This window comes from Kosakonia sp., from assembly GCF_032104925.1.
Lineage (GTDB): Bacteria > Pseudomonadota > Gammaproteobacteria > Enterobacterales > Enterobacteriaceae > Kosakonia.
This window is the reverse complement of record NZ_DAMCGF010000010.1, coordinates 88,783-115,160: the sequence shown is the minus strand read 5'-3', so window position 1 is coordinate 115,160 and position 26,378 is coordinate 88,783. Positions and strand designations below refer to the sequence as shown.

The 26,378-nt window shown below is 53.4% G+C and carries 26 protein-coding genes; 19 read left to right on the top strand and 7 right to left on the bottom strand.

The window, feature by feature from the left end:
• Positions 1–2: 2 nt before the first annotated feature.
• From RT644_RS18510 to RT644_RS18495, 4 genes are read right to left on the bottom strand one after another with little or no spacing between them, the layout of a single operon-like run.
• The gene (locus tag RT644_RS18510; RefSeq protein WP_313627506.1) at positions 3–638 is read right to left on the bottom strand and encodes a DUF1109 domain-containing protein; all 636 of its coding nucleotides are present in this window, start codon (positions 636–638) and stop codon (positions 3–5) included.
• Positions 625–1,176 carry a sigma-70 family RNA polymerase sigma factor gene (locus RT644_RS18505; protein WP_313627504.1) on the bottom strand — a complete coding sequence of 184 codons (552 nt, stop codon included), beginning with the start codon at positions 1,174–1,176 and terminating at the stop codon, positions 625–627. Before RT644_RS18505 ends, RT644_RS18510 begins: the two co-directional genes overlap by 14 nt.
• Before the next feature lie 9 nt (positions 1,177–1,185).
• Positions 1,186–2,409, bottom strand: coding sequence for a protein-disulfide reductase DsbD family protein (locus RT644_RS18500; protein ID WP_045510846.1), 1,224 nt, complete (start codon positions 2,407–2,409; stop codon positions 1,186–1,188).
• Between the two features lie 38 nt (positions 2,410–2,447).
• Positions 2,448–2,999, bottom strand: coding sequence for a peroxiredoxin (locus RT644_RS18495; RefSeq protein WP_313627501.1), 552 nt, complete (start codon positions 2,997–2,999; stop codon positions 2,448–2,450).
• Between the two features lie 382 nt (positions 3,000–3,381).
• On the opposite strand from RT644_RS18495, the gene RT644_RS18490 reads away from it, so the two are divergent.
• A complete protein-coding gene (locus RT644_RS18490; protein ID WP_020454872.1) occupies positions 3,382–5,028 on the top strand; it encodes an SgrR family transcriptional regulator in 1,647 nt (548 codons plus the stop codon).
• 1,948 nt (positions 5,029–6,976) lie between these two features.
• Here the strand turns inward: RT644_RS18490 and RT644_RS18485 are convergent.
• The 3 genes from RT644_RS18485 to flgA form a co-directional block, all read right to left on the bottom strand.
• A complete protein-coding gene (locus RT644_RS18485; protein WP_020454870.1) occupies positions 6,977–7,423 on the bottom strand; it encodes a flagella synthesis protein FlgN in 447 nt (148 codons plus the stop codon).
• Positions 7,424–7,440: 17 nt separating this feature from the next.
• Positions 7,441–7,740, bottom strand: a complete 300-nt coding sequence (flgM, locus tag RT644_RS18480; RefSeq protein WP_020454869.1) for a flagellar biosynthesis anti-sigma factor FlgM — start codon at positions 7,738–7,740, stop codon at positions 7,441–7,443.
• Positions 7,741–7,808: 68 nt separating this feature from the next.
• A complete protein-coding gene (flgA, locus tag RT644_RS18475) occupies positions 7,809–8,510 on the bottom strand; it encodes a flagellar basal body P-ring formation chaperone FlgA (protein WP_313627498.1) in 702 nt (233 codons plus the stop codon).
• A gap of 281 nt (positions 8,511–8,791) precedes the next feature.
• Between flgA and flgB the strand changes: the two genes are divergently transcribed.
• From flgB to cheA, 18 genes are all read left to right on the top strand, one after another.
• Positions 8,792–9,202, top strand: coding sequence for a flagellar basal body rod protein FlgB (flgB, locus tag RT644_RS18470; RefSeq protein ID WP_017459378.1), 411 nt, complete (start codon positions 8,792–8,794; stop codon positions 9,200–9,202).
• A gap of 5 nt (positions 9,203–9,207) precedes the next feature.
• Positions 9,208–9,612 carry a flagellar basal body rod protein FlgC gene (gene flgC / locus RT644_RS18465; RefSeq protein WP_020454867.1) on the top strand — a complete coding sequence of 135 codons (405 nt, stop codon included), beginning with the start codon at positions 9,208–9,210 and terminating at the stop codon, positions 9,610–9,612.
• A 10-nt stretch (positions 9,613–9,622) separates the two neighbouring features.
• Positions 9,623–10,336, top strand: a complete 714-nt coding sequence (locus RT644_RS18460; protein ID WP_160269001.1) for a flagellar hook assembly protein FlgD — start codon at positions 9,623–9,625, stop codon at positions 10,334–10,336.
• Between the two features lie 45 nt (positions 10,337–10,381).
• Positions 10,382–11,581, top strand: a complete 1,200-nt coding sequence (flgE, locus tag RT644_RS18455) for a flagellar hook protein FlgE (RefSeq protein WP_020454865.1) — start codon at positions 10,382–10,384, stop codon at positions 11,579–11,581.
• Between the two features lie 12 nt (positions 11,582–11,593).
• Positions 11,594–12,340 carry a flagellar basal body rod protein FlgF gene (locus tag RT644_RS18450; RefSeq protein ID WP_020454864.1) on the top strand — a complete coding sequence of 249 codons (747 nt, stop codon included), beginning with the start codon at positions 11,594–11,596 and terminating at the stop codon, positions 12,338–12,340.
• 23 nt (positions 12,341–12,363) lie between these two features.
• On the top strand, positions 12,364–13,146 hold the full coding sequence (gene flgG, locus RT644_RS18445) for a flagellar basal-body rod protein FlgG (RefSeq protein WP_017459383.1): 783 nt from the start codon (positions 12,364–12,366) through the stop codon (positions 13,144–13,146).
• Between the two features lie 103 nt (positions 13,147–13,249).
• On the top strand, positions 13,250–13,909 hold the full coding sequence (locus RT644_RS18440) for a flagellar basal body L-ring protein FlgH (protein ID WP_020454863.1): 660 nt from the start codon (positions 13,250–13,252) through the stop codon (positions 13,907–13,909).
• Positions 13,910–13,912: 3 nt separating this feature from the next.
• Entirely contained in the window at positions 13,913–15,031 is a 1,119-nt protein-coding gene (locus tag RT644_RS18435; RefSeq protein WP_313627493.1) for a flagellar basal body P-ring protein FlgI, read from the top strand.
• Positions 15,031–15,990 (top strand): flagellar assembly peptidoglycan hydrolase FlgJ, encoded by a 960-nt coding sequence (gene flgJ / locus RT644_RS18430; RefSeq protein ID WP_160269004.1) that lies wholly within the window; start codon positions 15,031–15,033, stop codon positions 15,988–15,990. Before RT644_RS18435 ends, flgJ begins: the two co-directional genes overlap by 1 nt.
• 101 nt (positions 15,991–16,091) lie before the next feature.
• Complete coding sequence (gene flgK / locus RT644_RS18425; RefSeq protein ID WP_313627490.1) at positions 16,092–17,732, top strand: flagellar hook-associated protein FlgK; 1,641 nt, start codon at positions 16,092–16,094, stop codon at positions 17,730–17,732.
• Positions 17,733–17,779: 47 nt separating this feature from the next.
• Positions 17,780–18,703: a flagellar hook-associated protein FlgL gene (gene flgL, locus RT644_RS18420; RefSeq protein ID WP_020454859.1), complete on the top strand. Its 924-nt coding sequence runs from the start codon at positions 17,780–17,782 to the stop codon at positions 18,701–18,703.
• A gap of 105 nt (positions 18,704–18,808) precedes the next feature.
• Positions 18,809–20,470: a methyl-accepting chemotaxis protein gene (locus RT644_RS18415; protein ID WP_313627488.1), complete on the top strand. Its 1,662-nt coding sequence runs from the start codon at positions 18,809–18,811 to the stop codon at positions 20,468–20,470.
• A 129-nt stretch (positions 20,471–20,599) separates the two neighbouring features.
• Complete coding sequence (locus RT644_RS18410; RefSeq protein ID WP_020454857.1) at positions 20,600–21,328, top strand: RNA polymerase sigma factor FliA; 729 nt, start codon at positions 20,600–20,602, stop codon at positions 21,326–21,328.
• Between the two features lie 185 nt (positions 21,329–21,513).
• Positions 21,514–21,861 (top strand): flagellar transcriptional regulator FlhD, encoded by a 348-nt coding sequence (gene flhD / locus RT644_RS18405; RefSeq protein WP_020454856.1) that lies wholly within the window; start codon positions 21,514–21,516, stop codon positions 21,859–21,861.
• 13 nt (positions 21,862–21,874) lie between these two features.
• The gene (gene flhC, locus RT644_RS18400; protein WP_020454855.1) at positions 21,875–22,426 is read left to right on the top strand and encodes a flagellar transcriptional regulator FlhC; all 552 of its coding nucleotides are present in this window, start codon (positions 21,875–21,877) and stop codon (positions 22,424–22,426) included.
• Positions 22,427–22,499: 73 nt separating this feature from the next.
• Positions 22,500–23,390: a flagellar motor stator protein MotA gene (gene motA / locus RT644_RS18395; RefSeq protein ID WP_020454854.1), complete on the top strand. Its 891-nt coding sequence runs from the start codon at positions 22,500–22,502 to the stop codon at positions 23,388–23,390.
• Complete coding sequence (motB, locus tag RT644_RS18390; protein ID WP_160269011.1) at positions 23,387–24,346, top strand: flagellar motor protein MotB; 960 nt, start codon at positions 23,387–23,389, stop codon at positions 24,344–24,346. Before motA ends, motB begins: the two co-directional genes overlap by 4 nt.
• Positions 24,347–26,347, top strand: a complete 2,001-nt coding sequence (gene cheA, locus RT644_RS18385; RefSeq protein ID WP_313627484.1) for a chemotaxis protein CheA — start codon at positions 24,347–24,349, stop codon at positions 26,345–26,347.
• Positions 26,348–26,378 lie beyond the last annotated feature (31 nt).

Genomic DNA, 26,378 nt, shown 5'->3' with positions numbered 1-26,378 from the left:
CATTACGGCAGTGACACCCATTTGTAGCCCAGCGCTATCGTTGCCAGCACAATGGTGCTGAAGGCGGCGATATGCAGCATCAAATCCGCCAGGCTGATGTGCGTCGGGTGGCAAAGGGCAAGCAACGTCAGCGCCATGCAGGCGACGCCCGCGCCTGCAGCCGCCAGGCTGCGCGCCGGGAAAAGCGTGCGCGTGCGGCGCAGGTAAGCAATCACTATCAATACCATCGGCGTGCCGACCGTCACCATAAACAGATAACAGTTTGGCCCTTCGACCGCCGTACTTACCGGCAACACGCGGTGCAGATGCAGATTACTGAACGTACCGGCAAGCCACAGTGCCGCCAGCGGTGTAAACCATTTCCAGCCCAGCGCGTTGCGTCCGGCAATGCTCAACAAAAACGCGTTACGCACCGCCAGCGTGCCGGCGATAAACGTCAGCAGCAACTGCATCAGCGCCCACCACGCACCAGGCTGCGACCAGTCGGTTAGCGTGCGGTTGAGCACGAAACCCGCTATAACCCCGCAGGGCAGCGCGAGCGCCACCCAGCTTAGCGCCCGCCAGCCCGGCTGGAAGGGGCGTTTTACCGGGGCGATGGAGCGCCCCAGTTGTTCAATTAACAGTTCATGATCGGCCATGGTGTGCTCCTAACCGACGAAGGTTGCTCAGGGCGCGATGCAACAGAGATTTCACGGCGGCGACCGTCAAATTTTGCTGTGTCGCGGTTTCTGCCAGCGTCATTTCGCGCAGGTGAACATGTTCAACCACCTCCCGCTGGCGCGCAGGAAGCTGATTCAGCAGCACTGCCAGCTCGTCGTGTGATGGCGGTTCCATGCTGGTGGCAGGCAGGGGAATATCCGTCTCGCTGGCGATTTCTCGCTGCTGGTGGCGACCGCGTTTGCGCAGGGCATCCACCGCGCGGGCGTTGGCTATCGCCATCAGCCATGGCAGAAAAGGTGCGCCCGGATCGTAGGTGTGCCGCACCCGGTGTACGGTGAGCAGCACATCCTGAATCACATCTTCCACCAGCTCCTCGTCGGCGATATGTTTGCGCGCAAGCGAGCGGATAACCGGCACCAGCGCTTTGAGCAGCCGCGTATAGGCCTGACTGTCGCCGGACTGCGCCAGCGCCATCAGCTGCGGCCATTCGTCGCGCGCTGCCTCATTTTTTTCCATATCCCGCCTTCAGGTTTTTTTACCGCTGGCTTGCGTGAGCGCGTTGACGACAATTGAGGGGGTCAGCACCTGCGGTAAAATATGCGGTGCGCTGCCGTCCGCCGGGTAGACCACATACAGCGGCAAACTGCCTTGCCCCAGCTCGTTCAGCGCGTCATCAATATCAGCATTAAATTTGGTCGAATCCGCCACCATATACAGCGTGCCGGTTTTCGCCAGCGCCTCTTTCACGGCTTGTGTCGAGAGCGAGGTCTTTTCATTTACCTGGCAGGTTATGCACCAGGAGGCAGTGAAATTGACAAAGATAGCCTTGCCGTGGCCGCGATTATCCGCCACGGTTTGCGGCGACCATTTGACCTCTTCTACCGTATTGCTCGCCGTAAGCGGTGCGCCGCTTTGCACTACCGAAGGCAGCGGAACAATCGCGGCCAGCAGTAGCGCTGCGGTCAGCGCAAACAGCACTTTATGACCGCGCCCGGCGAACCGACGCTGCTGCGCCATGCCGTAAAGCCAGGCGGCGAAACTGACCACCACGGCCGCCGCCAGAATAGCCGCCAGCGCCGTCGTTCCCGCTTGTTGCGCCAGTACCCACACCAGCCAGCCGAAGGCACCAAACATCGGAAAGGCCAGCCCGCGTTTTAGCGTATTCATCCACGCGCCGGGGCGCGGTAGCCATTTGCCGAGCGCCGGAAACAGTGAAATCAGCGTAAACGGCGCGGTAAAACCGAGCGCCAGTGCGACGAATATCGCCAGCGCCACGGCGGGCGGTTGCACCAGCGCGTAGCCGATGGCACCCGCCATAAACGGGGCCGCGCACGGGGTAGCGACAATGATTGAGAGCGCACCGGTCAGCGCCGCACGCAGAAATGCCCCGCGTTCTATGGTTAACTCGCCGGCGCGTTGTACCGACAGACCGACCTCAAACACGCCGAGCAAATTGAGTGCCGCACCAAGAATAACCAGCGCCAGAAAGGCGATCACCAGCGGTGATTGCAACTGAAAGCCCCAGCCCACGGCGGTTCCCCCGGCGCGTAACGCCAGCAACACGCCCGCAAGCGCCAGCATGGTCAGCACACAGCCGAGTAAAAAACCAAGCCCCTCTTTGCGGGTTTGCGCCGGACGTTGCGTATGACGCAGCAGCCCCAGCGCTTTCAGCGAAATGATGGGAAACACGCAGGGCATAAAGTTGAGAATAATGCCGCCTGCGAAGGCGGCGAGCATGGCGGTTAACATAGCGATTCTCTGATGGATAACGACATTAACGGGGCTGTTTACGAATGCGCGTTCGCATACTGTTTCACCGCTTCCATCGTTTTCTGAATATGCGTCTCCGGGTTTCTGTCAGTGTAGCTCAGCAGGATTTTGCCATCCGGCGCGATCACATAAGAGGTGCGATCCGAGAGGGTTTTGCCGTTCATTTTCATCAGCGTGTCATATTGCGCCGCCACTTTCGCGCCCGGATCGGCGGTGACGGTGAATTTGTCGCGACACTCCAGTTTTGAAAATTCATCGACCTGGTCGGTGTTGCCAGCGGTAACGCCAACCACTGTTGCGCCCAGTTTTTTGAAATCATCCGTCGCTTCGGCGAAGGCGTGCGCTTCGATGGTACAACCCTTGCTGAATGCCGCCGGGAAGAAGTAGAGCACCACCGGGCCTTTTTGCAGTGCCTGCTGCAACGAGAAGGTGAGCGGTTTTCCGGCCAGCGCGCCTTGTAATTTAAAGTCCGGTGCTTGCGAACCGGTGGGCAGGGCAGCGTGGGCATTTGCGATGTTTAACAGTGCAGCGGCGGTGAGGCTGAGAACGAGTTTTTTCATCGGGATCATGTTGCGCTCCAGTTGGGGAAGTCAGTTAACGCTCATATACAGTTCGTTCGAATGCCGGCAAAAGTTTCGCGCAGCTTTAAAAAAATAGCGTTATTTTCCCGGCAAGCGTGGCGCGTCATGTGCATTTTTATGATGTGCTGGAAAAGAAAATCAATGAAAAATCTGAATTGGTTAACCTGACAAAAAGTGGCTGGGTTTCAAATGAAAATTACCCATTTAGCCTTGTTTGTCATATGATTACTGCCCTTAGAGGACGGTTATAAAGCGCACGGAATGCGGCGGCGTCGATTCTGGCTTTTTTCTCATATGCTACATTTAAGAGGCTTTCCTCTGGCCTGATGGCTCATCTTTTAACTTCCTTGTGTGACGCTGGGAAACCTTAATGCTCTATAACTCTGCCGTTAAAAAAGGGAGTTTGCTGCGCCGTTATAATCGGCTGCTCACCCGCTATAATACCCACCGCCATGAAGTATCGTTGGCACAAATCGCCGATACATTAGCCTGTACGTCGCGCTATGCGCGCTCTTTGCTCCATGAAATGCAGGAGGAGGGCTGGCTGGTGTGGAATTCCCGCCCGGGGCGCGGCGCGCTTGGCGTACTACAATGCCGCATGAATGCGGCGGCGCTGGAGACGCTGGTGGCTGGTGAGTACCCGGCATCGGAAACCGAAATGGCGGCCGTGCAGGCGCAGCCGCACTATTCCAGCGATGGCTTTCGCTATTTCATCTCTTTCTACCGGCCGCTGCTGGCGCCGATTCCTTCCATCCACACCGATCGCGCCGGGCGGCATATTTTGCAAATGGTGCATGCCGGTCTGGCGCGCCATATTCCTGAGCAAGTTGCGCCGATCCCCGGTCTTGCCCATACCATCACCTGCAGTGAAGATGGATTGCGCTGGCGTTTTATTCTGCGTCGCGGTCTGGTGTGGCATAACGGCGAGCCTGTGCTGCCTGAGCAGCTTCGGCAGACGCTTGAGCGTTATGCCGGTGGCCCTGGCCTGCCGCATGTCATGGACGTGAAATGCGAAAATTATGTGCTGACGATGCAGCTCGGCCAGCGAGACAACATGCTGCTTTACCGGCTGGCAAACCCGGTTTATGCGCTGCCGCATCCGCGCAACGGCTCCATTGGCCTGGGGCCATTTAAAGTGAGTGAGCACTCAAGCAGCCAACTGGTGCTTACCCGCGCGGCGTCCTGGTATGGTGAAACACCGCAGGCGTCGGAGATTGTTTACAACACGCCGCTCAGTGTCGCACCGCTGCCGGCGCTGGTGCGTCTGGATACGCCTCATTCGATGATTGCGCCGGAAGCCATGACCGAACGGGATAATGCCGACGCGTTCTACTACGTCACCTTCAACCAGGCACGTGGACGTTTAAATGCGCAGCAGCAGGCGTTTATCCGGCGCGTTACGCGCTGTATTTGCGCGGGGTTGATTGAGCGGGAAGAGACGCTCGGCCCGCTGCCGGAGTGGCTGCAGCCAACCCACGAGCCGGATGTGCAGGCGTTGTTGCCGGATAGCCTGAATCTTGTCTATTTTCGCTCAACGGAGATGCGCAAACTGGTAGATGAGCTGGCAAAAAGCCTGCGTTATCGCGGGTGCAAGGTAACGTTGACGCCGATAAGCGTGACGCACTGGCTGTTGCAGGATAAAAACTGGGCCGAGCAGGATCTGTGCATGGGTTTTCTGCGTTTTGAGCAGCATGATGCTTTCAGCATGGAAGAGCGATACCGTCATAGCGTGATGTGGGCCTGGTTCTGGGGCGAAGCGGTCTGGCGGCGCGGGATCAGCATTCTTGATCGTATTAATGCCGGACCTGCTGAGCGCTATAGCCAGCGCGTCAAAAGATTGATGCGCTTTCTCAGTAACCGCCGCTGGATCGTGCCGCTGCTTGCGCAACGCTACCGTCTTGTAACGCCCGCCAGCGTGCAGGGGGTTTTTTGCTACCCGCAAAGCTGGCCCGATTTCACAAGGCTATGGACCGATGAGTCGCAGCCTGCCGAGAGCATACAACCGCAACAGGAGTAGCTTTTCCGGTTTAAAATGTCGTGATTTTCGTTAGTTTTGGTGTTTAAAATCGGAAATTGGCATGGAAAATTAACGCTGACGATATTAAAAGTTGCCTTGTGGTATCGTTTTTTCGTGGTTTTGCAATAAAGTTTAACTATAACAATGGGTTGTGGTGTTAACATCGCAGACGGCAGAAACTGGACGATTAAAAAAGATACGGTAGAATACGCCTCCGCAGTCATTGCCAAACACGCTGCCATCTATTTTTTTCGCTAATAAGATAAAACCATCAGAATATATCCATTAAAATAATAAATGGATATTTTTATGGTGTTTTATATCTCCTGTTTTTTTTGAATTACAGTAATTCCCATTCCTGACGTTTACCTTTTTTATATCTCCTCTTTGCATTTTAATTTTCCAGCTTGCGTGCTGAGAAAAATATGCAGACCTTTCCCTTGTTTCCTGTTTTTGTTGATTTTCTGCTTACCTTCCGTGCTTAACGCACTGAAAAAAAGGCAAAAAAAATGCCACCCAAGGTGGCAATCGAAATAGTGGTTTTACATCACATATGACAACTAATGTACTGTTTAATTGCCACAGTAATATAGTTTAGTCACCAGGTTTCCCGACATATGGCAACTAAAGATCACGCCTTTCATCGAGAGGGGATTTAAGCAAAGCACCAATCAGAATGAACCGGTAAAACGTCCTGTTGCATTGCTTGAATGTATTTTCTCTATTTTTGATGCGTTCGTAAATAACCTTTTTTCTACCGATTGATATATCCGGGGGTAAAAAAACAGAACAAAAAAACCTTATTAAAAAAGTGCTAATTATTTACTCTGGTCATCCCCCGATCAGGCAGCATTTTTAACCGGAAAAAAAGGATCAAAATCAGCGCTTTTGTTTTTTAATGCGATTGACCTCACACTCATCGTCGGAATTAATGAAACATTTAGAAACATTTTTGTTAGGGGATGCCCTGGGAGCGGCATTCTGCGCGGGTTTATCGCTAAGACTAGTACGAAGATAACCAACGCTGATGGTCAAATAAACCGCACAGAGGATTGTGCTATGGATAAAGGCCGTAAAACAGAACGCAAGCGCGCATCGGGAAATTTCAGCCGTCCGGACAGGCGCTGAAGGCCAAAATGAATACCATAACGCCACACAGGGTAAACCACCGAAACTAAACGGCAGCTAACCGCGTAGAAGAAAGGCGCTGATTTTCGCGCCCGAACGCCACGCAGAGGAAAACACCGGAACTGGAAATCAGCTAACAGCACAGAAGAAAGGTGCTGATTTTCGCGCCCGAACGCCACGCAGAAGTAAACACCGGAACCGAATGCCAGTTAGCAGCACAGAAGAAAGGCGCTGATTTTCGCGCCCGAACGCCACGCAGAAGTAAACACCGGAACTAAACGCCAGCTAACGGTACAGAAGAAAGGCGCTGATTTTCGCGCCCGAACGCCACAAAGAAGAAAGCGCCGGAACCGAATGCCAGCTAACAGCGCAGAAGAAAGGTACTGACTTTGGCACACGAATGCCACACAGAGGAAAACGCCGAAACTAAACGCCAGCTAACAGCACAGAAGAGAAGATCCGGGTTAAGAAAAGAGTTGGCTTAGCCATCGACCACCTGCCCGACAGCACGCCGAAGAAACCAATGGAATGAAATACCAGCCCGCAGCCCGCAAGAAAGGTCAATCACCGCGTCGGTAGGCTATGCCGAACGGATACAGGAGATGATGCGCAGAAAATCCGCGCAAAGAGGGTTCAGGTAATATGCGTCAGGGGCAACGCGTGAGGCACGGGCAGGACATACACACCAGGCACAGGCAAGAGATACACACCAGGCGCGGAAGCGAGAATCACTTCCGAACCTGGCGCGGGAAACAACACGGGCGCGTAAGTCGCCATGACATGGTGTTAATGCTGAATGCTGCACAGAGAAGACGTCGCGTTACACGGAAATGCGGTAAACATTACCCGAAGCATCATTGCTGCGGCTTCCGCTTTCGCCATAAAGCTGCGTGGTGGTGGCCGTCTGGCTGACAATCTTTTTGAAGTCGTTCATCTTCTTCATATGCATGTTCAGCAACTGATAGCTCTTTTGGTTGAGCTCAGCCGATTTTCGCACCACCACGGTAATACGATCCCAAAGCGTGGCCAGTTCTGAATGGCGCGGATAGGGAAACGTCAGCTTATGCTGTTTCTCTTCCTGCTTGCGCTGCTCATCATAAAAGTTAATCGCCGACAACAAACGGCTCTTGTTGTCGGAGATCACTTGCAGCGAAACCGGGTTGATCTGGGCGCGGCTAAGCTGACCAATTTCTTCCACCAGGGTCGCTTCAAGCTCACCAAGCAGCTTATACAGTTTGTTCAGAATTACGGGTAAGTTTTCCATCATTCACGTGCACGTTGAGATTATGAGAATCGAAAGATGTCGCGTACCAACGCGCTGGCGATTTTATCGCTGTCCAGGTGGAGTTCACCTGCATCCATCTTCGCTTTAATGGCGGCAAGACGTTCCGTATCAATATCACGGCTGCCGTCATTTTTTATTTGCTGCGTCAGCTGGCTAAGTTTGACCTGCGTACCAGCCTGCTGGGCGTCTGTTTTCCCCGATTGCGCTGGCTCATCATTCATGACTCTGGTCTCAACGAGCGGTTGTTGAGTGCCGGTTGCCTGAATAGGAGTGGCCTGGCGGGTGCGTTCAATGTTCATACGGATCCTGGTTTTCTATGCGGTGGCTCTGTATTAAAGATATCGGCACGGGGAAAATAAAACTGAAATCAGTTCGACATGCTAATGCTCACTTGGCCTTGTCCTGTTACGGTGGCGACCACCACCTGGCCAGTGCGCGTCTGTACTCTGACGCTTTCATCAAGTGCCGCGTTATCCAGCGCTTTTCCTTTGGCATGGATCAGAAAACCGTCGCCCGGCGCGGTAATCTCGACAGTGCGATTAGCAATCACCGCCCAGCTGCGGCGCAGTTGGTTGTCCGCCAGCGGCGACCCCGGCTGGATGATGCGCGTGGGCGTGCTACCAATGATGCGCTGCGGATCAAGCAATAAACCGGCCGGTAAACGATCCAGTTCGCCGCTCACGGGCTGGATATCCTCTGCGCCGATAATCTGCCCCGGTTTCAGCGTCTGCGTTGCCACCCAGTACCTGCCGGTGGCACTAATCTGAATCTGAATGAACTGCTGTTTTTTACCGCATCTGGCGATGACGCTGCGCCGGCCGGTCAGGCGCACGGAGCGGCCAGAAAGGCGTAAATCCGGCTGTGCGCATAATGCGGCGAGTTTGGCCGCTGGGGTAAGAATGTTAATGCGCAGCTGCGGCTGATTTTCTGTTTGTTTATTGTCCGCGGCCAGCAAGGTGGCGATCCTGGCTTCGAGATCGCTATTTTCCGGCGCGCTGGCAAAAGCCGGTGAGAACGGGCTGCAGAGCGCGAAAATCACGATAAGCGACCTGATAAGGGACTGCGGCATAATGGGATAAACCTGCCTTATAATATAAAAGAGCAATAGGATTAATATTTTTTTATTGTAATTCAGGAAGGCTATTTTCTTATCAATTAAATGCCGTCAGTTTTGACAGCATTTCACTGCATTGATATTTCAACTTTTAAATATAAGCTTCTTTTTGGCAAATTAAGCGAAAGTGAATTGGCTAAATGCGTCTACTTCTGTCGGATTTTTAAGGTATAGATTTATTAGGTTGTCTCTTAGACTATGCCCCGTAATCAATTTCGAAGTAAGCGAGTCATTTCATGTTTGATAAACTTGATAATGAATTGCGTTTCCAGCAGCAGGCGTTAAGCCTGATGTCACGGCGGCAGGATATTTTAGCGTCCAATATCGCGAATGCCGATACGCCGGGATACAAGGCGCGAGATATTGATTTTTCGAAAGAATTGAAAAATGCAATGCAGCAGGAAACGCGTCATCCATTAACACTAAGTTTAACAGCCGGGAAACATATTCCTGGCGTAGCGCCGAAAACGGACAATCGTCAATTACTTTATCGTATTCCCGATCAGCCAAGAGCTGATGGAAACACTGTCGATATGGATCGTGAACGCGTTAATTTTGCTGACAACAATGTCAAATATCAGACGAGTCTAACGATTCTCGGCGCTCAAATAAAAGGTTTAACGAGTGCCCTTAACCAAGGTCAATAATTTTCATGTCGCTGTTTAGTGTTTTCGATATTTCAGGTTCGGCAATGGCTGCCCAATCAAAAAGACTTAACGTCAGTGCCAGCAATATGGCGAACGCCGACAGTATTGCCGGTCCGGATGGTAAACCGTACCGCGCGCGTTCGGTGGTTTTCAATGTTGATAACTCCGCCGGTCAGGAGATTGGCGGGGTGAAAGTGAGCGGCGTTACGGAATCCACTGCGCCGGACAGACTGGTTTATGAACCCGCAAACCCACTGGCGGACGACAAAGGTTATGTGCATATGCCGAACGTCGATGTGGTGGGTGAAATGGTCAACACCATTTCTGCATCCCGCAGCTACCAGGCCAACGTCGAAGTGATGAACTCGGCGAAGAACCTGATGCTGAAAACGCTGACGCTGGGCCAGTAAGGATTAAACGATGGCAATTTCACCGGTCATGACCCAAAGCGCCACGACGACGAAAACCACCTCGTCGTCCGGGGCTAATAACACCAGTAATACCAGCGTTGGTAACGGCTCCAGCGCCGACGACTTGCTGAACAACTTTATGACGCTGCTGGTTGCGCAGATGAAAAACCAGGATCCCACCAGCCCGATGGACAACAACCAGCTGACTGCTCAGCTGGCGCAGTTCAACACGGCGGCGGGTGTCGAGCAGCTCAACACCACCATGAACAGCATGGGCACGCTGGTCGCCAGTATGCAGCAGATGAACTCCGCTGACTGGGTAGGCCGCGACATCATGGTTGAAGGCGAACCTTCAGTTTCCACCGCGCAGGGCGGAAACCAGAAAGTCGGGCTTTCCCTGAACAGCCCGGCGGATGAAGTCACCGTCACGCTGACCGATCCGGCCGGTAACGCCTATACCGCGAAGCTGAAAAATGTGGACGCGGGCGTGCATCAGTACTCGCTGGATGATTTTGACGATTTCCAGCCGAGCGATCCGCGCTTGCAGGCCGACACGAACTTCAAAGTGTCGTTCTCGGCCACCAACGCCGACGGCAGCACGCCAACCATTACCGCGCTGAAACCGGCGAAAGTGCAGAGCGTCTCCTTCACCAACTCAGGGGCGGTGCTGCAACTGGGTGTTAATGGTACCGCCTCGCTGAGTGACGTTTACCTCATCGAGTAATTTTTAGTTTGGATTTTGCGCAACCCGCGCACAGGAATTTATCACATGGGTTTTTCTCAAGGTCTTAGTGGATTAAACGCCTCTTCACAGGCGCTGGATGTTGTAGGTAACAACATCGCCAACTCACAAACGGTCGGTTTTAAATCAGGTTCTGTGGCTTTCGCCGATGTGTTTGCCGGTTCTCAGGTCGGCATGGGCGTACAGGTTGCTGGTGTGAACCAGAACTTCAGCGATGGCGTACTTGGCGCAGGCAGCAGCCCGCTGGATATGGGTATCCAGGGCAATGGCTTCTTTCGCATGGTGACCGAAGCGGGTCGCGTATTTTACAGCCGTAATGGCCAGTTCCAGAGCGATGAAAATGGCTACGTCGTCAATAACCAGGGCATGCGCCTGACCGGTTATATGGCAACGGGTACCCCGCCGGCGATCCAGCAGGGCGCACCGGTAGGACCGATTCAGATCCCGACCGGGCAGATGCCGGCGCGTGCCTCTGACGCAGGTTCCATTTCCGGTAACCTGAATTCCGGTAACGACGTTGTCACGGTAACGCCTTTCGATCCGGCTGATGGCAAATCTTACAGCTATTCCACCCAGGTTAACGCTTATGACAGCCTGGGCAACGAGCATGCGATCAACGTCTATTACGTGAAAACGGCGGATAACCAGTGGACGGCTTACTCCGTGGACTCCACGTCGCCGGGCACCACCAGCTCCGTCAACCTGACGTTTGATACCTCCGGCAAGCTCACCACCAACCCGGCGAATCTGCCGGTGGTGGGTGCCGCTTACCAGGGCGGCGCGGCGCTGAATTTCAACCTCGATCTTTCCGGTCTTTCTCAGCAGGCGTCGGAAAACACCATGGACAGCCCAAGCACCACCGGCTACCCGCCGGGACTGATGAACGGCTACACCGTTGGTGATAACGGCCAGATCATCGCCTCCTACAGCAACGGTGAAAACCAGCTGCTGGGCCAGGTAGTGCTGAGCAACTTCACCAACCCGGGCGGCCTCCAGTCGGCGGGGAACAACTGCTGGACGGAAACCCCGGAATCGGGCCAGCCGGTGATTGGTATTGCCGACACCGGTAACCTGGGTTCGCTGCGCGGCAACATGCTGGAAGCGTCCAACGTGGATCTGAGTAAAGAGATGGTGAACATGATTGTTTACCAGCGTAACTACCAGTCCAACTCTCAGACCATCAAGACTCAGTCTGAGCTTCTGCAAACGCTGGTTAACCTGGGTTAAGAGTAGCGCTTCATGGATCACGCGATTTATACCGCAATGGGGGCCGCGAACGCGGCCCTTAACCGCCAGGCGGTGACTTCTAACAACCTGGCGAATGCTTCTACCACCGGTTTTCGTGCGCAGATCGCGGCGTTTCGCGCGATCCCTGTGCAGGGGCCGTCGATAGAAACCCGCACCATGGTGGCGGAATCCACGCCGTTTAGTGACAACACCATGGGCGCGATGCAGGCCACCGGGCGCAGCCTGGATGTGGCCATGCCGCAAAACGGCTGGCTGGCAGTGCAACTGCCCGATGGCAGTGAAGGCTACACCAAAGATGGCAACATCGAAGTGGATGCCGAAGGCCAGCTGCGGGTGCGCGGTATGCCGCTACTCGGTGACGGCGGCCCGGTAGCCGTACCGCCGCAGGCGGAACTGACTATCGCGGCGGACGGCACCATCACCGCGTTGGGCGCAGGGGATGAGCCTTCAGCGCTGGCGCAGGTGGCGCGCCTGAAAATGGTTAACGCCACACCGAACACGCTGAAACATGGCGACGACGGTCTGTTTCATGTCGCCGATCCGGCTGCGGCACAGGTGCTTCCCGCCGATGCCGATCTGCGCCTGATGCCCGGCATGCTGGAAGGCAGCAACGTCAGCCCGGTGAAATCGATGGTGGACATGATCGCCACCGCGCGCGGTTTTGACATGAACATGAAAGTCATCACCACCGTTGATGATAACGAACAAAAAGCTAACCAGTTACTGAGCGCCGGTTAAGCCCCGGTAAGGAGAAAAACACCATGATCCGTTCTTTATGGATTGCGAAAACCGGCCTCGAAGCCCAGCAAACCAATATGGATGTGATTTCCAACAACCTGGCGAACGTCAGCACCAACGGCTTTAAACGCCAGCGTGCGGTGTTTGAAGATCTGATTTATCAGACCTTACGCCAGCCGGGCGCGCAGTCTTCCGAGCAGACCACTATCCCTTCTGGTTTACAGCTGGGTACCGGTGTTCGCCCGGTCGCGACCGAGCGCATTCACAGCCAGGGCAGCCTGACGCAGACCAACAACAGCAAAGACGTCGCTATTCAGGGCAGCGGTTTCTTCCAGGTACAGTTGCCGGATGGCACCACCGCCTACACCCGCGACGGTTCGTTCCAGTTTGACCAGAACGGACAACTGGTGACCTCCAGCGGTTACCAGGTGCAACCGGCGATCACCATCCCGCAGGACGCGCAAAGCCTGACCATCGGTAACGACGGTATTGTCAGCGTGACCGTGCCGGGGCAGACCGCGCCGCAGCAGGTGGGTCAGCTGACGCTGAGCTCGTTTATCAATGATTCCGGTCTCGAAAGCATTGGTGAAAACCTGTATCGCGAAACGCAATCGTCTGGCGCACCGAATGAATCCACGCCGGGTTTAAACGGCGCGGGAACCCTGAAACAGGGCTACGTCGAAACCTCGAACGTTAACGTCGCAGAAGAGCTGGTCAACATGATCCAGACACAGCGCGCCTACGAAATTAACAGTAAAGCGGTGTCGACTTCCGACCAGATGCTGCAACGACTGACCCAACTTTGATCCCTGGCCGCGGGCGTTGCTCGCGGCTGCTTTACCTGTAGTGAATGAGATGACCAATCACCCTTGCTCTGTACGTACGCTTTGTCGTTTTGCAACGACCTTTATGCTGATTTCCGTAGTTACCGGCTGCGCCTATATCCCGCAAAAACCGTTGGTGGGGGGCGAAACCTCCGCTATGCCTGCACCGGTCGCTGCCGCTACCGCGAATGGCTCGATTTTTCAGACAGGGCAGGCGATGAATTATGGTTATCAACCGATGTTTGAAGACCGCCGCCCACGTAACGTCGGCGATACGCTGACCATTGCGCTGCAGGAAAATGTCAGCGCCAGCAAAAGTTCCTCGGCGAGTGCCTCGCGTGACGGTTCCACCGATGTCGGCGTTGCCGGCGTACCCGGTTTTATGGCCGGTCTGGTGGGCAACGGCAAAGCCGATGCGTCGATCAGTGGAACGAATGACTTCGCCGGGAAAGGCGGCGCGGCGGCGAAAAATACCTTTAGCGGCACCATCACCGTGACGGTGAAACAGGTGCTGGAAAACGGCAACCTGGCGGTTGTCGGCGAAAAACAGATTGCGATTAACCAGGGGACTGAGTTTATCCGCTTCTCCGGCATCGTGAACCCACGCACGATCAGCGCCAGTAACACCGTTATCTCCACCCAGGTGGCGGACGCGCGCATCGAGTATGTCGGTAATGGCTATATCAACGAAGCGCAGCAAATGGGCTGGCTGCAGCGCATGTTCCTTAACCTTGCACCTTTTTGATTGATGATGAAAACGAATTTCTTAACCCGCTGCCTGGCGCTGGTGTGCTGTCTGTCTGCGCTGGTAGCCGGGCAGGCCAGCGCGGAGCGGATCCGCGATATCACCACCCTGCAAGGGGTGCGCGGCAACTCCCTGATGGGCTATGGCCTGGTTGTCGGGCTTGATGGTACGGGTGACCAGACCATGCAGACACCGTTCACCACCCAGAGTCTGAACAATATGCTCTCGCAGCTCGGTATCACCGTGCCGGCGGGCGTGAATATGCAGCTCAAAAACGTCGCGGCCGTAATGGTGACGGCGGAACTGCCGCCGTTTGCCCGCGCCGGTCAGCAAATTGACGTGGTGGTCTCCTCAATGGGTAACGCGAAAAGTCTGCGCGGCGGCACGCTGCTGATGACCCCGCTGAAGGGCGCGGATAGCCAGATTTATGCGCTGGCGCAGGGGAACCTGTTGGTTTCCGGCGCAGGTGCGCAGGCCGGTGGCAACCGGGTGCAGGTGAACCAGCTCAATAGCGCGCGCATTAGCGGCGGCGCAACGGTTGAACGTGAAGTGCCATCGAACTTTGCCGGACAAGGCTCGCTCAAGCTCCAGCTTAATGAAGATGATTTCACCGTAGCGCAACAGGTGAGCGATGCCATCAACCGCCGTTTCGCGGGTGCCGCGTTTGCGGAAGATGCGCGCACCATTAGCCTGCGCGCACCTGCCGACAGCGCCGCGCGTGTGCGTTTCCTTGCAACAGTGCAGGATATCCCGCTGCGCGTGGATGCGGGCGATGCGCGAATTATCATCAACTCGCGTACCGGCTCGGTGGTGATGAACCGCCATGTTTCCCTCGATTCCTGTGCGGTTGCGCAGGGCGATCTGACGGTAGAAGTCGCTAACAACACCCAGGTGAACCAGCCGAATACGCCGCTGGCAGGCGGGCAAACGGTGGTCACGCAAAACACGCAGCTTTCCGTGCGTGAGCAAAACGGCTCTCTGCAACGCGTGAACACCAGCACCGATTTGAACAATGTGGTTCGTGCGTTAAACAGCCTTGGCGCATCGCCGAATGATTTGATGGCGATCCTGCAATCGATGAAAACCGCAGGCTGCCTGCATGCTCGTCTGGAGATTAACTGATGATCGGCCCGGCAATGACTCAGGGGGCGGCGTTTGACGCGCACAGCCTCGACAAGCTGAAACTGGCCGCCCGCAACGACGCTCCGGATGCGCTAAAGGCGGTGGCGAAACAGATGGAAGGGCTGTTCGTGCAGATGATGCTCAAGAGCATGCGCCAGGCCTCCTTCAAAGACGGCCTGTTTAATACGCAGCAGTCGGAGATGTTTACCTCGATGTATGACCAGCAGCTGTCGCAGAACATCGCCGATAAAGGAAAAATGGGCTTTGCCGATCTGATGGTGCAACAACTGACCGGTAAACCCGCCTCAACAGTGGAAAATGTCACCGCGACGCGTGAAGTGCCGCTTAATATCAGCCCGGCACGCTTTATCAGCGTGCCGCTGCGTTTGCAGCCGGTTGAGCCCGACGAGCAGCCAGCGGAAAAAGCCGCCATGGCGCAGGCGGAAATACCGGCAGTTCCGGGTGGCAGCTTTATTTCCCGCATGATGGCACCCGCGATGGCGGTCGCGCGTTTAAGCGGTATTCCGCATCAATTAATTATTGCGCAGGCGGCGCTGGAATCTGGTTGGGGTAAACGCGAAATTATGACCAGCGATGGTAAACCCAGCCATAACTTATTTGGCGTGAAAGCCACGGCAGACTGGCAGGGTGAAACCACGGAAATCACCACCACGGAATATGAAGGTGGCGTCGCGCAAAAAATAAAAGACAAATTTAAAGTTTATTCCTCTTATGCCGAGGCGCTGGAAGATTATACGTCGTTAATAAGTCGTAGCCCGCGTTATAAAAATGTTGTGAAATCTGAATCGCCGGAAATAGCGGCAAAAGCGTTGCAGTCTGCCGGATATGCAACCGATCCTGCCTATGCGAAAAAATTGATCAGCATCATTCAGCAAGTGAAGAATAACGTGAATCAGGCGGCTGAAGCTTATTCGTCAGATTTTTCTTCATTATTTTAACCGTCAGGCTTTAGTGAAATTTTGCAAGGCCGATAAATATAAGAGAGCGCTACTTTTATCAGGGGCGTCTTACCTCCTCCTCTGGTTAGGATCGATAACATATGAATTTAATCAACCTGGCCCAGAATGGGCTTAACGCTGCGCAGAATGCATTGAATGTGGTGGGGAATAACCTGTCAAATGCGACGACTGCCGGATACAGCCGCCAGAATATTGTCCTGGGCGAAGCGGGTGGCAAATCCACCAATTATGGTTTCTTCGGCTATGGCGTAAAAGTAGGCGATGTTCAGCGCGCTTATAATGGTTTTATGACCAACCAGGTGCGCGGTGCGGCAACGGAATTTTATTCCCTTAATAGTCGTTACGAGCAGGTTAGCCAAATTGATAACATGCTTGGCGATAGCACCAACAATATTTCCGTGACCACGGACAATTTATTCAAAGCCATGGAATCGGTCAGTAAAGATCCCGTTGACCCGGCGGCTCGCCAGGGGGTTATGGCTGAATTTAATGCTCTTGCTAACCAATATCGCAGCAGCAGCAAAACATTAAATGGTCTGGAGCAGAGTACCAACACGCAAATTAAACAGACCGTTGATGATATTAACTCCTATACCAAACAGTTGGCGTCGCTGAATAAGCAAATTGAAAAGATCCACGGTCAGACCGGCGGTATGCCTGCGGATTTACTCGATCAGCGTGACCAATTATTAGGTCAGTTGAGCGAGAAGCTCGGTATTAAGGTGACAGAAAATACCGATACCGGCGCGGTGAGTGTTTCCATGCAAAACGGCATGGCGCTGGTCAGCGGCGGCAAATCCTATGAACTGCAGGCCAGCGCATCTGAAAGCAACCCGGCAAAAACCGTGGTGGCGTACGTTGATGCTTCGGGCAACGCCCTGCCGCTCGACGAAGGCAAAACCACAGGTGCGCTGGGCGGGCTGTTCAAATTCCGCAACGAAGACCTGGTCTCCGCGCGCGATCAACTGAACCAGCTGGCGCTGCAAATGGCCAACACGTTCAATGAAGTGAACGGCCAGGGTTACGACCTCGACGGTAATGCGGGTGCCGATATTTTCAACATCGGTAAGCCGCAAGCCATCGGCAATATCAACAACACCGGCACCGGTTCGCTGGATGTCAGCTTTGCCGATATCCCTGCGGTGAAATCGGAAAACTACGAACTGACCTTTAACGGGCCAGCCAGCACCGACTGGAGCATCACCACCGCCGACGGCCGCACCATCACGCCGACCATTGGCGGCAATGGCGAACTGGAATTCGAAGGGATCACGATTACCCCTGGCGGTACGCCGCAGCCGGGAGACAGCTTTACGCTGAACCCGACCGATGGCGTGGCGGATAACATCACCGTGGCGATCACCGATGGCGATCAGATTGCGGCGGCGAAATCTCCCGATCCGGCCGATCAGAGCGATAACGAAAACATGCTGGCGATGATTGGCATCAAGGATGAAAAAGTGGTGAACGGCATGACGCTGTCTGGCGCTTACGCAAGCCTTGTCAGCTCAGTCGGTTCTTCGGTCAGCGGGCTGAAAGCGGACATGAGCACCTCGGCGAATGTTTATGACCAGTGGGCGCTTCAGCAGCAGTCGGTATCCGGTGTCGACATCAATGAGGAGTACGTCAATTTGCAGATGTTTTCTCAGTATTACCAGGCGAACGCGCAAGTTTTACAGACGGCGACCACCCTGTTCGACACGTTGTTAAGTATTCGCTAAGTACGCCCGGTTAGCCGGGCCACTCAATGAAAAGTCAGGAATAAACGATGCGTCTTAGCACCAGTTACATGTTTCAAAACCGTATTGATAGCTTGTCGGATGCCATGAACGGTTATAACGATTTGTCCACGCGCCTCTCTGCCGGGCAAACGCTGCTGAAGCCTTCCGACGATCCGTCGGGCGCGTCGCAGGCGGTTATTTTGCAGAATGCGTTATCCAGAATGAGCCAGTACGACACGGCGCGCACCTACGCGCAGGATGCGCTGGGCCAGGAAGATAGCACGCTGGACTCAATCTCTAATCTGCTGTCTAAAAATTTGACGCAGAAAATTGTCGCCGGCGGTAACGGTACGTACTCCGACGAAGATCGCACGGCGCTGGCGCAGGAGTTGCAGGGTATTCGCGACAACCTGCTGGATCTGGCGAACGCCAAAAACAGCGACGGTCGCTACATCTTCGCCGGTTACAAAACCGGGGCCGCGCCTTTCCAGAAAGACGGTAGCTATGTCGGCGGTGATACCGCGATGACGCAGGTGGTTTCCGACAGCACGGAAATGCAGGTGGGGCATACCGGCAGCGATGTCTTTATGAGCGGTACGCCAGACGATCTGTTCAAAGCGCTGGACGCGGCTATTACGCAACTGCAGCAGCCGATTACCAGCGATGCCGATCGCCAGGCTTTGCAAACCACGCTGGACAGCACCAACATCAGCGTTAAGAAAAACATTGATAACCTCGGTAAGGTTCGCGCCACCGTCGGTACCAATATGCAGCAACTTGAAGCCCTGGGTTTCAGCTCTGAAACGCAAAATATCAATGTGCAAAGCCGGTTGCAGGAAACATTAGGTTCGGATTGGGATTCGATGATTACGTTATTGTCGCAATCAAAAATGTCGGAATTCGCGCTCAATTCGTCCATGACCGTATTTCAGTCGATGCAGCAACTTTCCATATTTAAAGTTATGGGATAACGCATTACAGGCCCGTCATTATTGACGGGTTTTTATTCACCCCGCATGTGTGAATCACTATCTGCGAAAAGATATTTCACCCTGTTTTTTTAGTTAGGTTTCATTATGTTTAAAGACTTAAAAATTTCCACCGGGATTAATATCCTGTTTGGGTTGTTAATTGCTTGTATTGTTGTGATATCCGCTTACGCGTTGACCAGTTCCCAATCGACAGCGGAAAACTTCGACGATGCCGTTATGACCAACACCAATATTGATATGTTAAATAGCGCAATCGTTGGTGTGTCTGGCGGGATGGCACATATTAACGCCGGTATGTTGGCCACCATGCTCAATGAACCACTTGAGCAAAGCGGTATTGACCGGGCAGTAAGCATGTTGAATAACGCCGAAAAGCAAATGGATAAATTTATGTCCACGCCTTTTCAAACGGAAGAAGAGCGCACTATTGCCGCGAATATTCAAAAACACTTTGAAACTGTGCTGGCAGCTGCACGTAAGAAGGTAGAATTTATTCGCAACCCAACAGGTTATTCCGGAAATATTATTTCTGAAGCCAGAATGCGTGTCGCGCTGCAGGACGCTTCCGAAGAATATTTAGCGTATGCCGAACAATTGATTAGCGGTTTTAGCGAAACGTCGCACAACGACACCCAGCGTATGACCTTTGTCTCTTTCCTGGCTCTGGTATTAGCGATTATCATCGCAGTGGGTTCGCGTATCTGGTTGAAACGCACCATCTTTAACCGTCTGGAACAAGCGATTACCTCTTTCCAGTCTATTGCTGAAGGCAATCTGAGCAGCAAAATTGAAGCGGGTGCGCTTAACGAAATCGGCAAAATGCTGCTGGAAGTTGAGCACATGCGCCAGTCGCTGACCGACACGGTTTATGGTATCCGTCGCGGCGTGAAACAGATTTACTCTAACGCTCAGGAAATCGCCACCAGCAACAACGATCTCTCTTCGCGTACTGAGCAGCAAGCGTCCGCTCTGCAGGAAACGGCGGCCAGCATGGAAGAGCTGAAAATCACCGTGCGTCAGAACGCCGACAACGCCCACAGTGCGCAGCAACTGGCTGAAAGCGCCAGCGTCAGCGCGCAGAAAGGCGGTGAAGTGATGACCAATCTTGATAAGATCATGACGGAAATTACGGCAAACTCCCGTCAAATTGCTGACATCAACAGCGTAATTGATAGCATTGCTAACCAGACCAACATCCTGGCGCTTAACGCGGCGGTTGAAGCGGCGCGTGCCGGTGAGCAGGGGCGTGGTTTTGCGGTTGTCGCCGGTGAAGTGCGTAACCTGGCGAAACGCAGCGCCGACGCGGCGAAAGAGATCCGCCAGTTGATCAACACCTGTGTTGCCAATATGAACATCGGCTCCCAGGAAGTGGAACTGGCTGGTTCTTCCATGCAGGAAATTGTGAAATCCGTCATTCAGGTAACCGACATCATGGCGGAAATTACCTCAGCATCGGATGAACAAAGCACGGGAATTAACCAGATTGCGCAGGCGGTTAATGAAATGGACCTGGTTACCCAACAGAACGCCAGCATGGTAGAAAATGCCGCGCGAACTGCAACCAGCGTTGAAGAACATGCCAGCGAGCTGGAACAAATTGTCGCTCAGTTTACCGTTAATGAGAACCATGTTTCTGCCGTCGCTCGTGAACGAAATAACAGCGAAACATTGCGCCCTGTTATTACCACTGCCAAGCGAGATTATGTTCCTGCCAAGAAAATGGAAGGCGACTGGGAAACATTTTAATTAGCTGTGGGTTTCGTGGGGAAATAAAGTCACGATATGTTCCACTTTCCGATTGCTTATCATGCTATTTGAATTGGCGATAATCGATAATAATTTTAGTCAATTATTATCATCCCGGAAATTGTAATAGTGAATGGATTATATAGCCCTGACGGGTTAATTCAGAAAGACCAGTTATGGACCAAATATGGTTATTTGGTTCGCTACGAAGCGTTAAAGATGCAGTCTAAATTATCGTCAAGTGTTGATATTGACGATCTTATTCAGGCGGGTGCCATTGCGCTTCTGGATGCAATCGAACAGTTTGACCCCAAAAAAGGGGTCAAACTCACGGTTTACATTGCGCAGCGTTTACGTTGGGCCTTTATGGATGAATTACGTGAACACGATTGGGTACCTCGTCGCGTTCGTCGTAAAACCCGTGAAGTTTCTTCTGCCATTATGCGCGTTGAGCAACGTGCTGGTGGTGTGGCAAGCGAGTCGGACGTCGCTGCTGAATTAGGTATGAGCTTGCAGGAATATCAGCAAGTATTATCTGATACTAATACCAGCATGCTCTGTTCACTCGACGAGCTGCAGGAATTACTGGCAGATGGTGTTGAGCTGTCAGAAATGGAACAGGACCATCTTGACCCGCTAAATGATGTTCTGTTAGGCGATTTAACAAAGCAGATCAGTAAGGAGATCAGAGAACTTCCTGAGCGCGAGCAGATGCTACTCAATTTATATTATCAACAGGAGTTGAATATGAAAGAGGTTGGTTCACTGCTGGGTATTACCGAAACGCGCGTCAGCCAGTTGCATAGTCAAACCATCAAACGTTTACGTGCGCGTCTGGAAGGAAGAGGCTGGGAATAATCAGATATCAGGAAAATCCTACTCCGATTAATTATCGATTCGGCCGGCTTTCCTTACTGGGTTCATTATTTCCGTTTCACCTTGATTTCTTAAACTAAAGATCGGCATTAAAGTTGTTACATAGTGGTTACACAGCAAAAGGACGGTAATTGCAGTATGGATTACCTTATACAAGGGGAATGGTAATGAACGTAACAAGTTTTAATGAGCCGACACAATGTATCCGGGACTTGAACCTTTCTTATTTGTTATTGGCGCAGCGCTTAATTCATGAGGACCGCTTTACCGCAAAGTTCCGCCTTGGATTAAGTGATGCCACGATCGATATTGTGAAAGGATTAACGTTTCCACAACTTATTAAACTTTCGTCAACCGGTCAGCTTATTTGCCGGTTACGCATTGATAATGAAACAGTCATTGACTGTTTAACCAAAGATTCCCGTATTGATGCTTTGCAAAGTATCCATACCGGAATCATTTTATCCACTGATTTGCTTAATTCTCTTTCTGGGAAAGAGCCTTCGAGATCCTGACAGCGGAGTTTGTATGTGTGAAAAAAGCATCATGTCAGAAATCAGGGATGCGCAAATTGCCATGGAATTGATTTCTTTTGGCGCCAGGATGCAGGTTCTCGAAAGTGAAACCAATCTTAGCCGCAGAAGATTATTAAAACTGTATAAAGAACTCAAAGGCTGTTCGCCGCCGAAAGGCATGCTCCCGTTTTCCACCGACTGGTATATGGCGTGGGAGCAAAATATTCATTCGTCAATGTTTTATAACATTTATTGTTATTTGCAAAAGACGGAATCGGGGCGTCCCGTTGAAATAATGCTGAAAGGCTATCGACTGTATCTGGAAAACAGTCTCAACGGTACAGAGAAAAAGCCTGTTTTGGGTTTAACGCGCGCCTGGACGCTGCTGCGGTTTATTGACTGCGGCATGGTTAAACACACTGAGTGCAGCATTTGTGGCGGGCGTTTTATTACCACGCCGGAAAATAACAGCGCGACATTTACCTGCTGTTTGTGTTTTCCACCCTCGCGGGCCATTAAAAAAGCCGCCCCCGAACTGACGTGTTCGCATAGTCAATCGGAATAAAAGCTGCGACATCTTCATCGCGCAGCCCGTTATTAGTGTTGCGCAATGATTATCGAGTTATTAAGGAGTTGAAGTGTTAGTCATTATTGGCTATATCGTCGTGTTCGCGACCGTATTTGGCGGCTTTGCCCTCAGCGGCGGCAATCTCGCGTCCCTGTTTCAGCCGACCGAATTTTTAATTATCGGCGGCGCGGGCGTGGGGGCTTTTATTGTCGGAAATAACGGTAAAGCGATCCGGGCCACCTTAAAAGCATTTCCTGGCCTGTTTAAAAGCTCCCATTTCACCAAAGCGCTGTATATGGATCTGCTGGCGATGATGTATCTGTTGCTGGCGAAAGGTCGCCAGAATGGCCTCGTATCGCTGGAAAACGATATTGAAGATCCGCAAAACAGCCCGATTTTCTCTGCCTATCCACGGCTGATGGCCGACAGTGAAATCATGAACTTCATCACCGATTACCTGCGCCTGATGGTAAGCGGGAATACCAACGCCTTTGAAATGGAAGCGTTGATGGATGAAGAGATTGAGACCTGCGAGCACGAGCATGAAGTGCCCGCGAGCAGCCTTAACGCCATCGGCGACGGGTTGCCTGCGTTTGGTATCGTGGCGGCGGTAATGGGGGTGGTTAACGCCCTGGCGGCCGCCGATCGTCCGGCAGCGGAACTGGGCGCGCTGATTGCCCACGCCATGGTGGGTACTTTCCTCGGTATTTTGCTGGCATACGGCATGGTGCTGCCGCTGGCGACGCTGCTGCGTCAGCATAGTGCGGAACACCTGAAAATGCTTGAGTGCATTAAAACGATGCTGCTTTCCAGCATGAACGGTTATGCGCCGCAGATCGCCGTTGAATTTGGTCGCAAAACCCTCTTTTCCACGGAACGTCCCAGCTTCGCGGAACTGGAAGATCACGTTCGCGAAGTGCGCACCTCAAGCTCTTCATCCTCTTCGGGTGAGTCGGCATGAGTAAGAAGTCTGCCACTACCATTGTTGTCCGCAGATCCATCAATAAAAAGCATGGTTCTCACGGCGGTTCCTGGAAAATCGCCTATGCGGACTTTATGACCGCAATGATGGCGTTTTTCCTGGTGATGTGGCTGCTCTCTTCTTCCAGCCCGGAGCAGCGCCAGCAGATCGCGGAATACTTCAAAATGCCGATTAAAACCACGCTGGCGCAGGGTGATAAAGCGAGCCTCAGCGACAGCGTTATTCCCGGCGGCGGCGATGACCCTATCAAACAGGATGGCGAAGTCCTTAAACAGACATTGCAAAAACTGGACGCGAAGAAGAGTGAAGTCAATCTGAAGCGGGCGAGGGAGAAGCTGGAAAGCCTGATCCAAATCGATCCGCGGTTGAACAACTTCACCTCCAACCTGCGGCTTTCACTGACCGATGACGGATTGCTGATCCAAATCACCGATAGCGCGGATCGCCCGATGTTCCAGATAGGCCGGCCGACACCGGAAAGCTACATGGTGAATATTCTGCAGGCGCTGGTGCCGGTGTTAAACGACATGCCGAACCGCATCATTGTGACCGGCCACACGGATTCGCTGCCTTACGCCAACGGTGAGCAGGGCTACAGCAACTGGGAGCTCTCTTCCGATCGTGCAAACGCGGCGCGGCGCATCCTGGCGGGTGCAGGGCTTGCCAGCAATAAATTTATCCGCGTTGTCGGTACGGCGGACACCATGATGCAGGCCGGTTCCGACGCGGCCGATCCGATCAACCGCCGTATCAGTATCCTGGTGCTGAGCCAGCAGAAAGAGAAACAGATCATGCAAGAAGATGTGCTTTTGCGCGACACGCTGGTTTCATCCCCGGCGCGCCAGAGTACATCGGCCACCGATGCGCCGGCGCAGAGCAGCGGCGCAGTGGCAGTTGAACCTACGGTAAAAAGCGGTCCTGAGGAGATTAAGTAAGTGGACATAAGCGATTTTTATCAGGCCTTTTTTGACGAGGCGGATGAGCTGATGGCGGATATGGAAAAGTATCTGCTGGAGCTGGATCTCGACTCGCCGGACAGAGAAGTTCTGAATGCGATTTTTCGCGCTGCGCACTCGATAAAAGGCGGTGCGGGCACCTTTGGTTTCACTGTGTTACAGCAAACCATGCACATCCTGGAAAACCTGCTGGATGATGTACGCAGCGGTACGTTGACGATTACCGGCCCTATTCGCGATCTGTTTTTGGAGAGCAAAGATATTATGCAGGATCAACTGGATGCCTATAAAGCTTCCGCCGAGCCCGATGAGGAGACATTCCACTATATCTGCGAAGCGCTGCGTCAGATAGCGCTCGACGGCACGGCTCCTGCTGCGGTTTCCACAGACGTAGCCACGCCTGTTGTCGCCGAAACCGTGGTCGCACAAGCGGCTGCGACACCTGATGAAGACGGCCAGCGGCTGCGTATCGTGCTGAGCAAAATCAAAGAAGACGATCGCCAGCCGCTAATCGATGAAATGGGCAATTTAGGCCGCGTAAGCCAGTTGCAGGCTGAAAATGAGAGCCTGCAACTGACGCTGCACACCACCGCATCCCCTGACGATATTCTGGCGGTGCTGTGTTTTGTGCTCGAACCGGAACAGATTTCCATTGAGCCCGCTCCGGCTGCAGACGAACCCGTTGCTACAACCAACGAACCTGCGCCACCCACGCCTGCGCCGGTTAACGCGGTGGCGGCACCGGCAGTACCAGCAGCGCGCGCGACCCGCCCGGAAAATAACCGTCAGCGCCCGCAAGCGACAGAAGCCAGCAGCATCCGCGTGGCGGTCGAGAAGGTCGACCAGATAATCAATCAGGTGGGCGAACTTATCATCACCCAGGCGATGCTCTCCCAGCTTTCCGGCGTGCTTGATTCCACCAATCACGACACGCTGATCAGCACCATTGCGCAGCTCGAACGCAACGCGCGCGACTTGCAAGAATCGGTGATGTCGATTCGCATGATGCCAATGGAGTATGTCTTCAGCCGCTTCCCTCGGCTGGTGCATGACCTGGCCGGTAAGCTCAATAAAGAGGTGGAACTGACGCTGGTCGGCGGTTCTGCTGAGCTGGATAAGCGCCTGATCGAGCAGATTGTCGATCCGCTGACGCACCTGGTGCGTAATAGCCTCGACCACGGTATTGAACCGGTTGATGTGCGCCGTGCCAATGGTAAAGCCGACAAAGGCAATCTGATCCTTTCGGCGGAACACCACGGCGGCAATATCATCATCGAAGTGACCGATGATGGTGCCGGTCTGAACCGCGAGAAGATCCTCGCGCGCGCGCAGGCGCAGGGCATGACCATCAGCGACAACATGAGCGATGAAGATGTCTGGATGCTGATTTTCGCGCCGGGCTTCTCCACGGCGGAAAAAGTGACCGATGTCTCTGGCCGCGGGGTTGGTATGGACGTGGTGCGCCGTAATATTCAGGAAATGGGCGGGCATGTGACTGTCCATTCTGAGCAGGGGCGCGGCTCGAAGATCCGCATCATTCTGCCGCTCACGCTGGCGATCCTCGACGGGATGTCGGTGCGTGTTGGCCCGGAGATCTACGTTCTGCCGCTCGGCAGCATGATGGAATCGTTGATGCTTTCGGAAAATACGCTGCACCGGATGACCGGCGGCGAACGCATGTTGCAGGTGCGCGAAGAGTATTTGCCATTAGTTGAGCTGGGTACGCTGTTTGGTATTCACGATGAAAACTACGACATCAGCGAAGGGATTGCCGTCATTGTGCAGAGCGCCGGTAGCCGTTACGCCTTACTGGTGGATCAGCTTGTTGGCCAGCACCAGGTGGTGGTGAAAAATCTTGAGCAGAACTACCGCAAAATTCCGGGTATCTCTGCGGCGACCATCCTCGGCGACGGCAGCGTTGCGCTCATTCTGGATGTCGCGGTTCTAACGACGCTGGCAAAAAGCGCCAGGGCGAACTGAGACAACGCCTGACATCAGTTTTTAAAAAGGT

Excerpts from the sequence above, each read along its gene's own strand:
- RT644_RS18510 (WP_313627506.1), bottom strand. The coding sequence starts at position 638 with ATGGCCGATCATGAACTGTTAATTGAACAACTGGGGCGCTCCATCGCC.
- RT644_RS18505 (WP_313627504.1), bottom strand. The coding sequence starts at position 1,176 with ATGGAAAAAAATGAGGCAGCGCGCGACGAATGGCCGCAGCTGATGGCG.
- RT644_RS18500 (WP_045510846.1), bottom strand. The coding sequence starts at position 2,409 with ATGTTAACCGCCATGCTCGCCGCCTTCGCAGGCGGCATTATTCTCAAC.
- RT644_RS18495 (WP_313627501.1), bottom strand. The coding sequence starts at position 2,999 with ATGATCCCGATGAAAAAACTCGTTCTCAGCCTCACCGCCGCTGCACTG.
- RT644_RS18490 (WP_020454872.1), top strand. The coding sequence starts at position 3,382 with ATGCTCTATAACTCTGCCGTTAAAAAAGGGAGTTTGCTGCGCCGTTAT.
- RT644_RS18485 (WP_020454870.1), bottom strand. The coding sequence starts at position 7,423 with ATGATGGAAAACTTACCCGTAATTCTGAACAAACTGTATAAGCTGCTT.
- flgM (WP_020454869.1), bottom strand. The coding sequence starts at position 7,740 with ATGAACATTGAACGCACCCGCCAGGCCACTCCTATTCAGGCAACCGGC.
- flgA (WP_313627498.1), bottom strand. The coding sequence starts at position 8,510 with ATGCCGCAGTCCCTTATCAGGTCGCTTATCGTGATTTTCGCGCTCTGC.
- flgB (WP_017459378.1), top strand. The coding sequence starts at position 8,792 with ATGTTTGATAAACTTGATAATGAATTGCGTTTCCAGCAGCAGGCGTTA.
- flgC (WP_020454867.1), top strand. The coding sequence starts at position 9,208 with ATGTCGCTGTTTAGTGTTTTCGATATTTCAGGTTCGGCAATGGCTGCC.
- RT644_RS18460 (WP_160269001.1), top strand. The coding sequence starts at position 9,623 with ATGGCAATTTCACCGGTCATGACCCAAAGCGCCACGACGACGAAAACC.
- flgE (WP_020454865.1), top strand. The coding sequence starts at position 10,382 with ATGGGTTTTTCTCAAGGTCTTAGTGGATTAAACGCCTCTTCACAGGCG.
- RT644_RS18450 (WP_020454864.1), top strand. The coding sequence starts at position 11,594 with ATGGATCACGCGATTTATACCGCAATGGGGGCCGCGAACGCGGCCCTT.
- flgG (WP_017459383.1), top strand. The coding sequence starts at position 12,364 with ATGATCCGTTCTTTATGGATTGCGAAAACCGGCCTCGAAGCCCAGCAA.
- RT644_RS18440 (WP_020454863.1), top strand. The coding sequence starts at position 13,250 with ATGCTGATTTCCGTAGTTACCGGCTGCGCCTATATCCCGCAAAAACCG.
- RT644_RS18435 (WP_313627493.1), top strand. The coding sequence starts at position 13,913 with ATGATGAAAACGAATTTCTTAACCCGCTGCCTGGCGCTGGTGTGCTGT.
- flgJ (WP_160269004.1), top strand. The coding sequence starts at position 15,031 with ATGATCGGCCCGGCAATGACTCAGGGGGCGGCGTTTGACGCGCACAGC.
- flgK (WP_313627490.1), top strand. The coding sequence starts at position 16,092 with ATGAATTTAATCAACCTGGCCCAGAATGGGCTTAACGCTGCGCAGAAT.
- flgL (WP_020454859.1), top strand. The coding sequence starts at position 17,780 with ATGCGTCTTAGCACCAGTTACATGTTTCAAAACCGTATTGATAGCTTG.
- RT644_RS18415 (WP_313627488.1), top strand. The coding sequence starts at position 18,809 with ATGTTTAAAGACTTAAAAATTTCCACCGGGATTAATATCCTGTTTGGG.
- flhD (WP_020454856.1), top strand. The coding sequence starts at position 21,514 with ATGAACGTAACAAGTTTTAATGAGCCGACACAATGTATCCGGGACTTG.
- flhC (WP_020454855.1), top strand. The coding sequence starts at position 21,875 with ATGTGTGAAAAAAGCATCATGTCAGAAATCAGGGATGCGCAAATTGCC.
- motB (WP_160269011.1), top strand. The coding sequence starts at position 23,387 with ATGAGTAAGAAGTCTGCCACTACCATTGTTGTCCGCAGATCCATCAAT.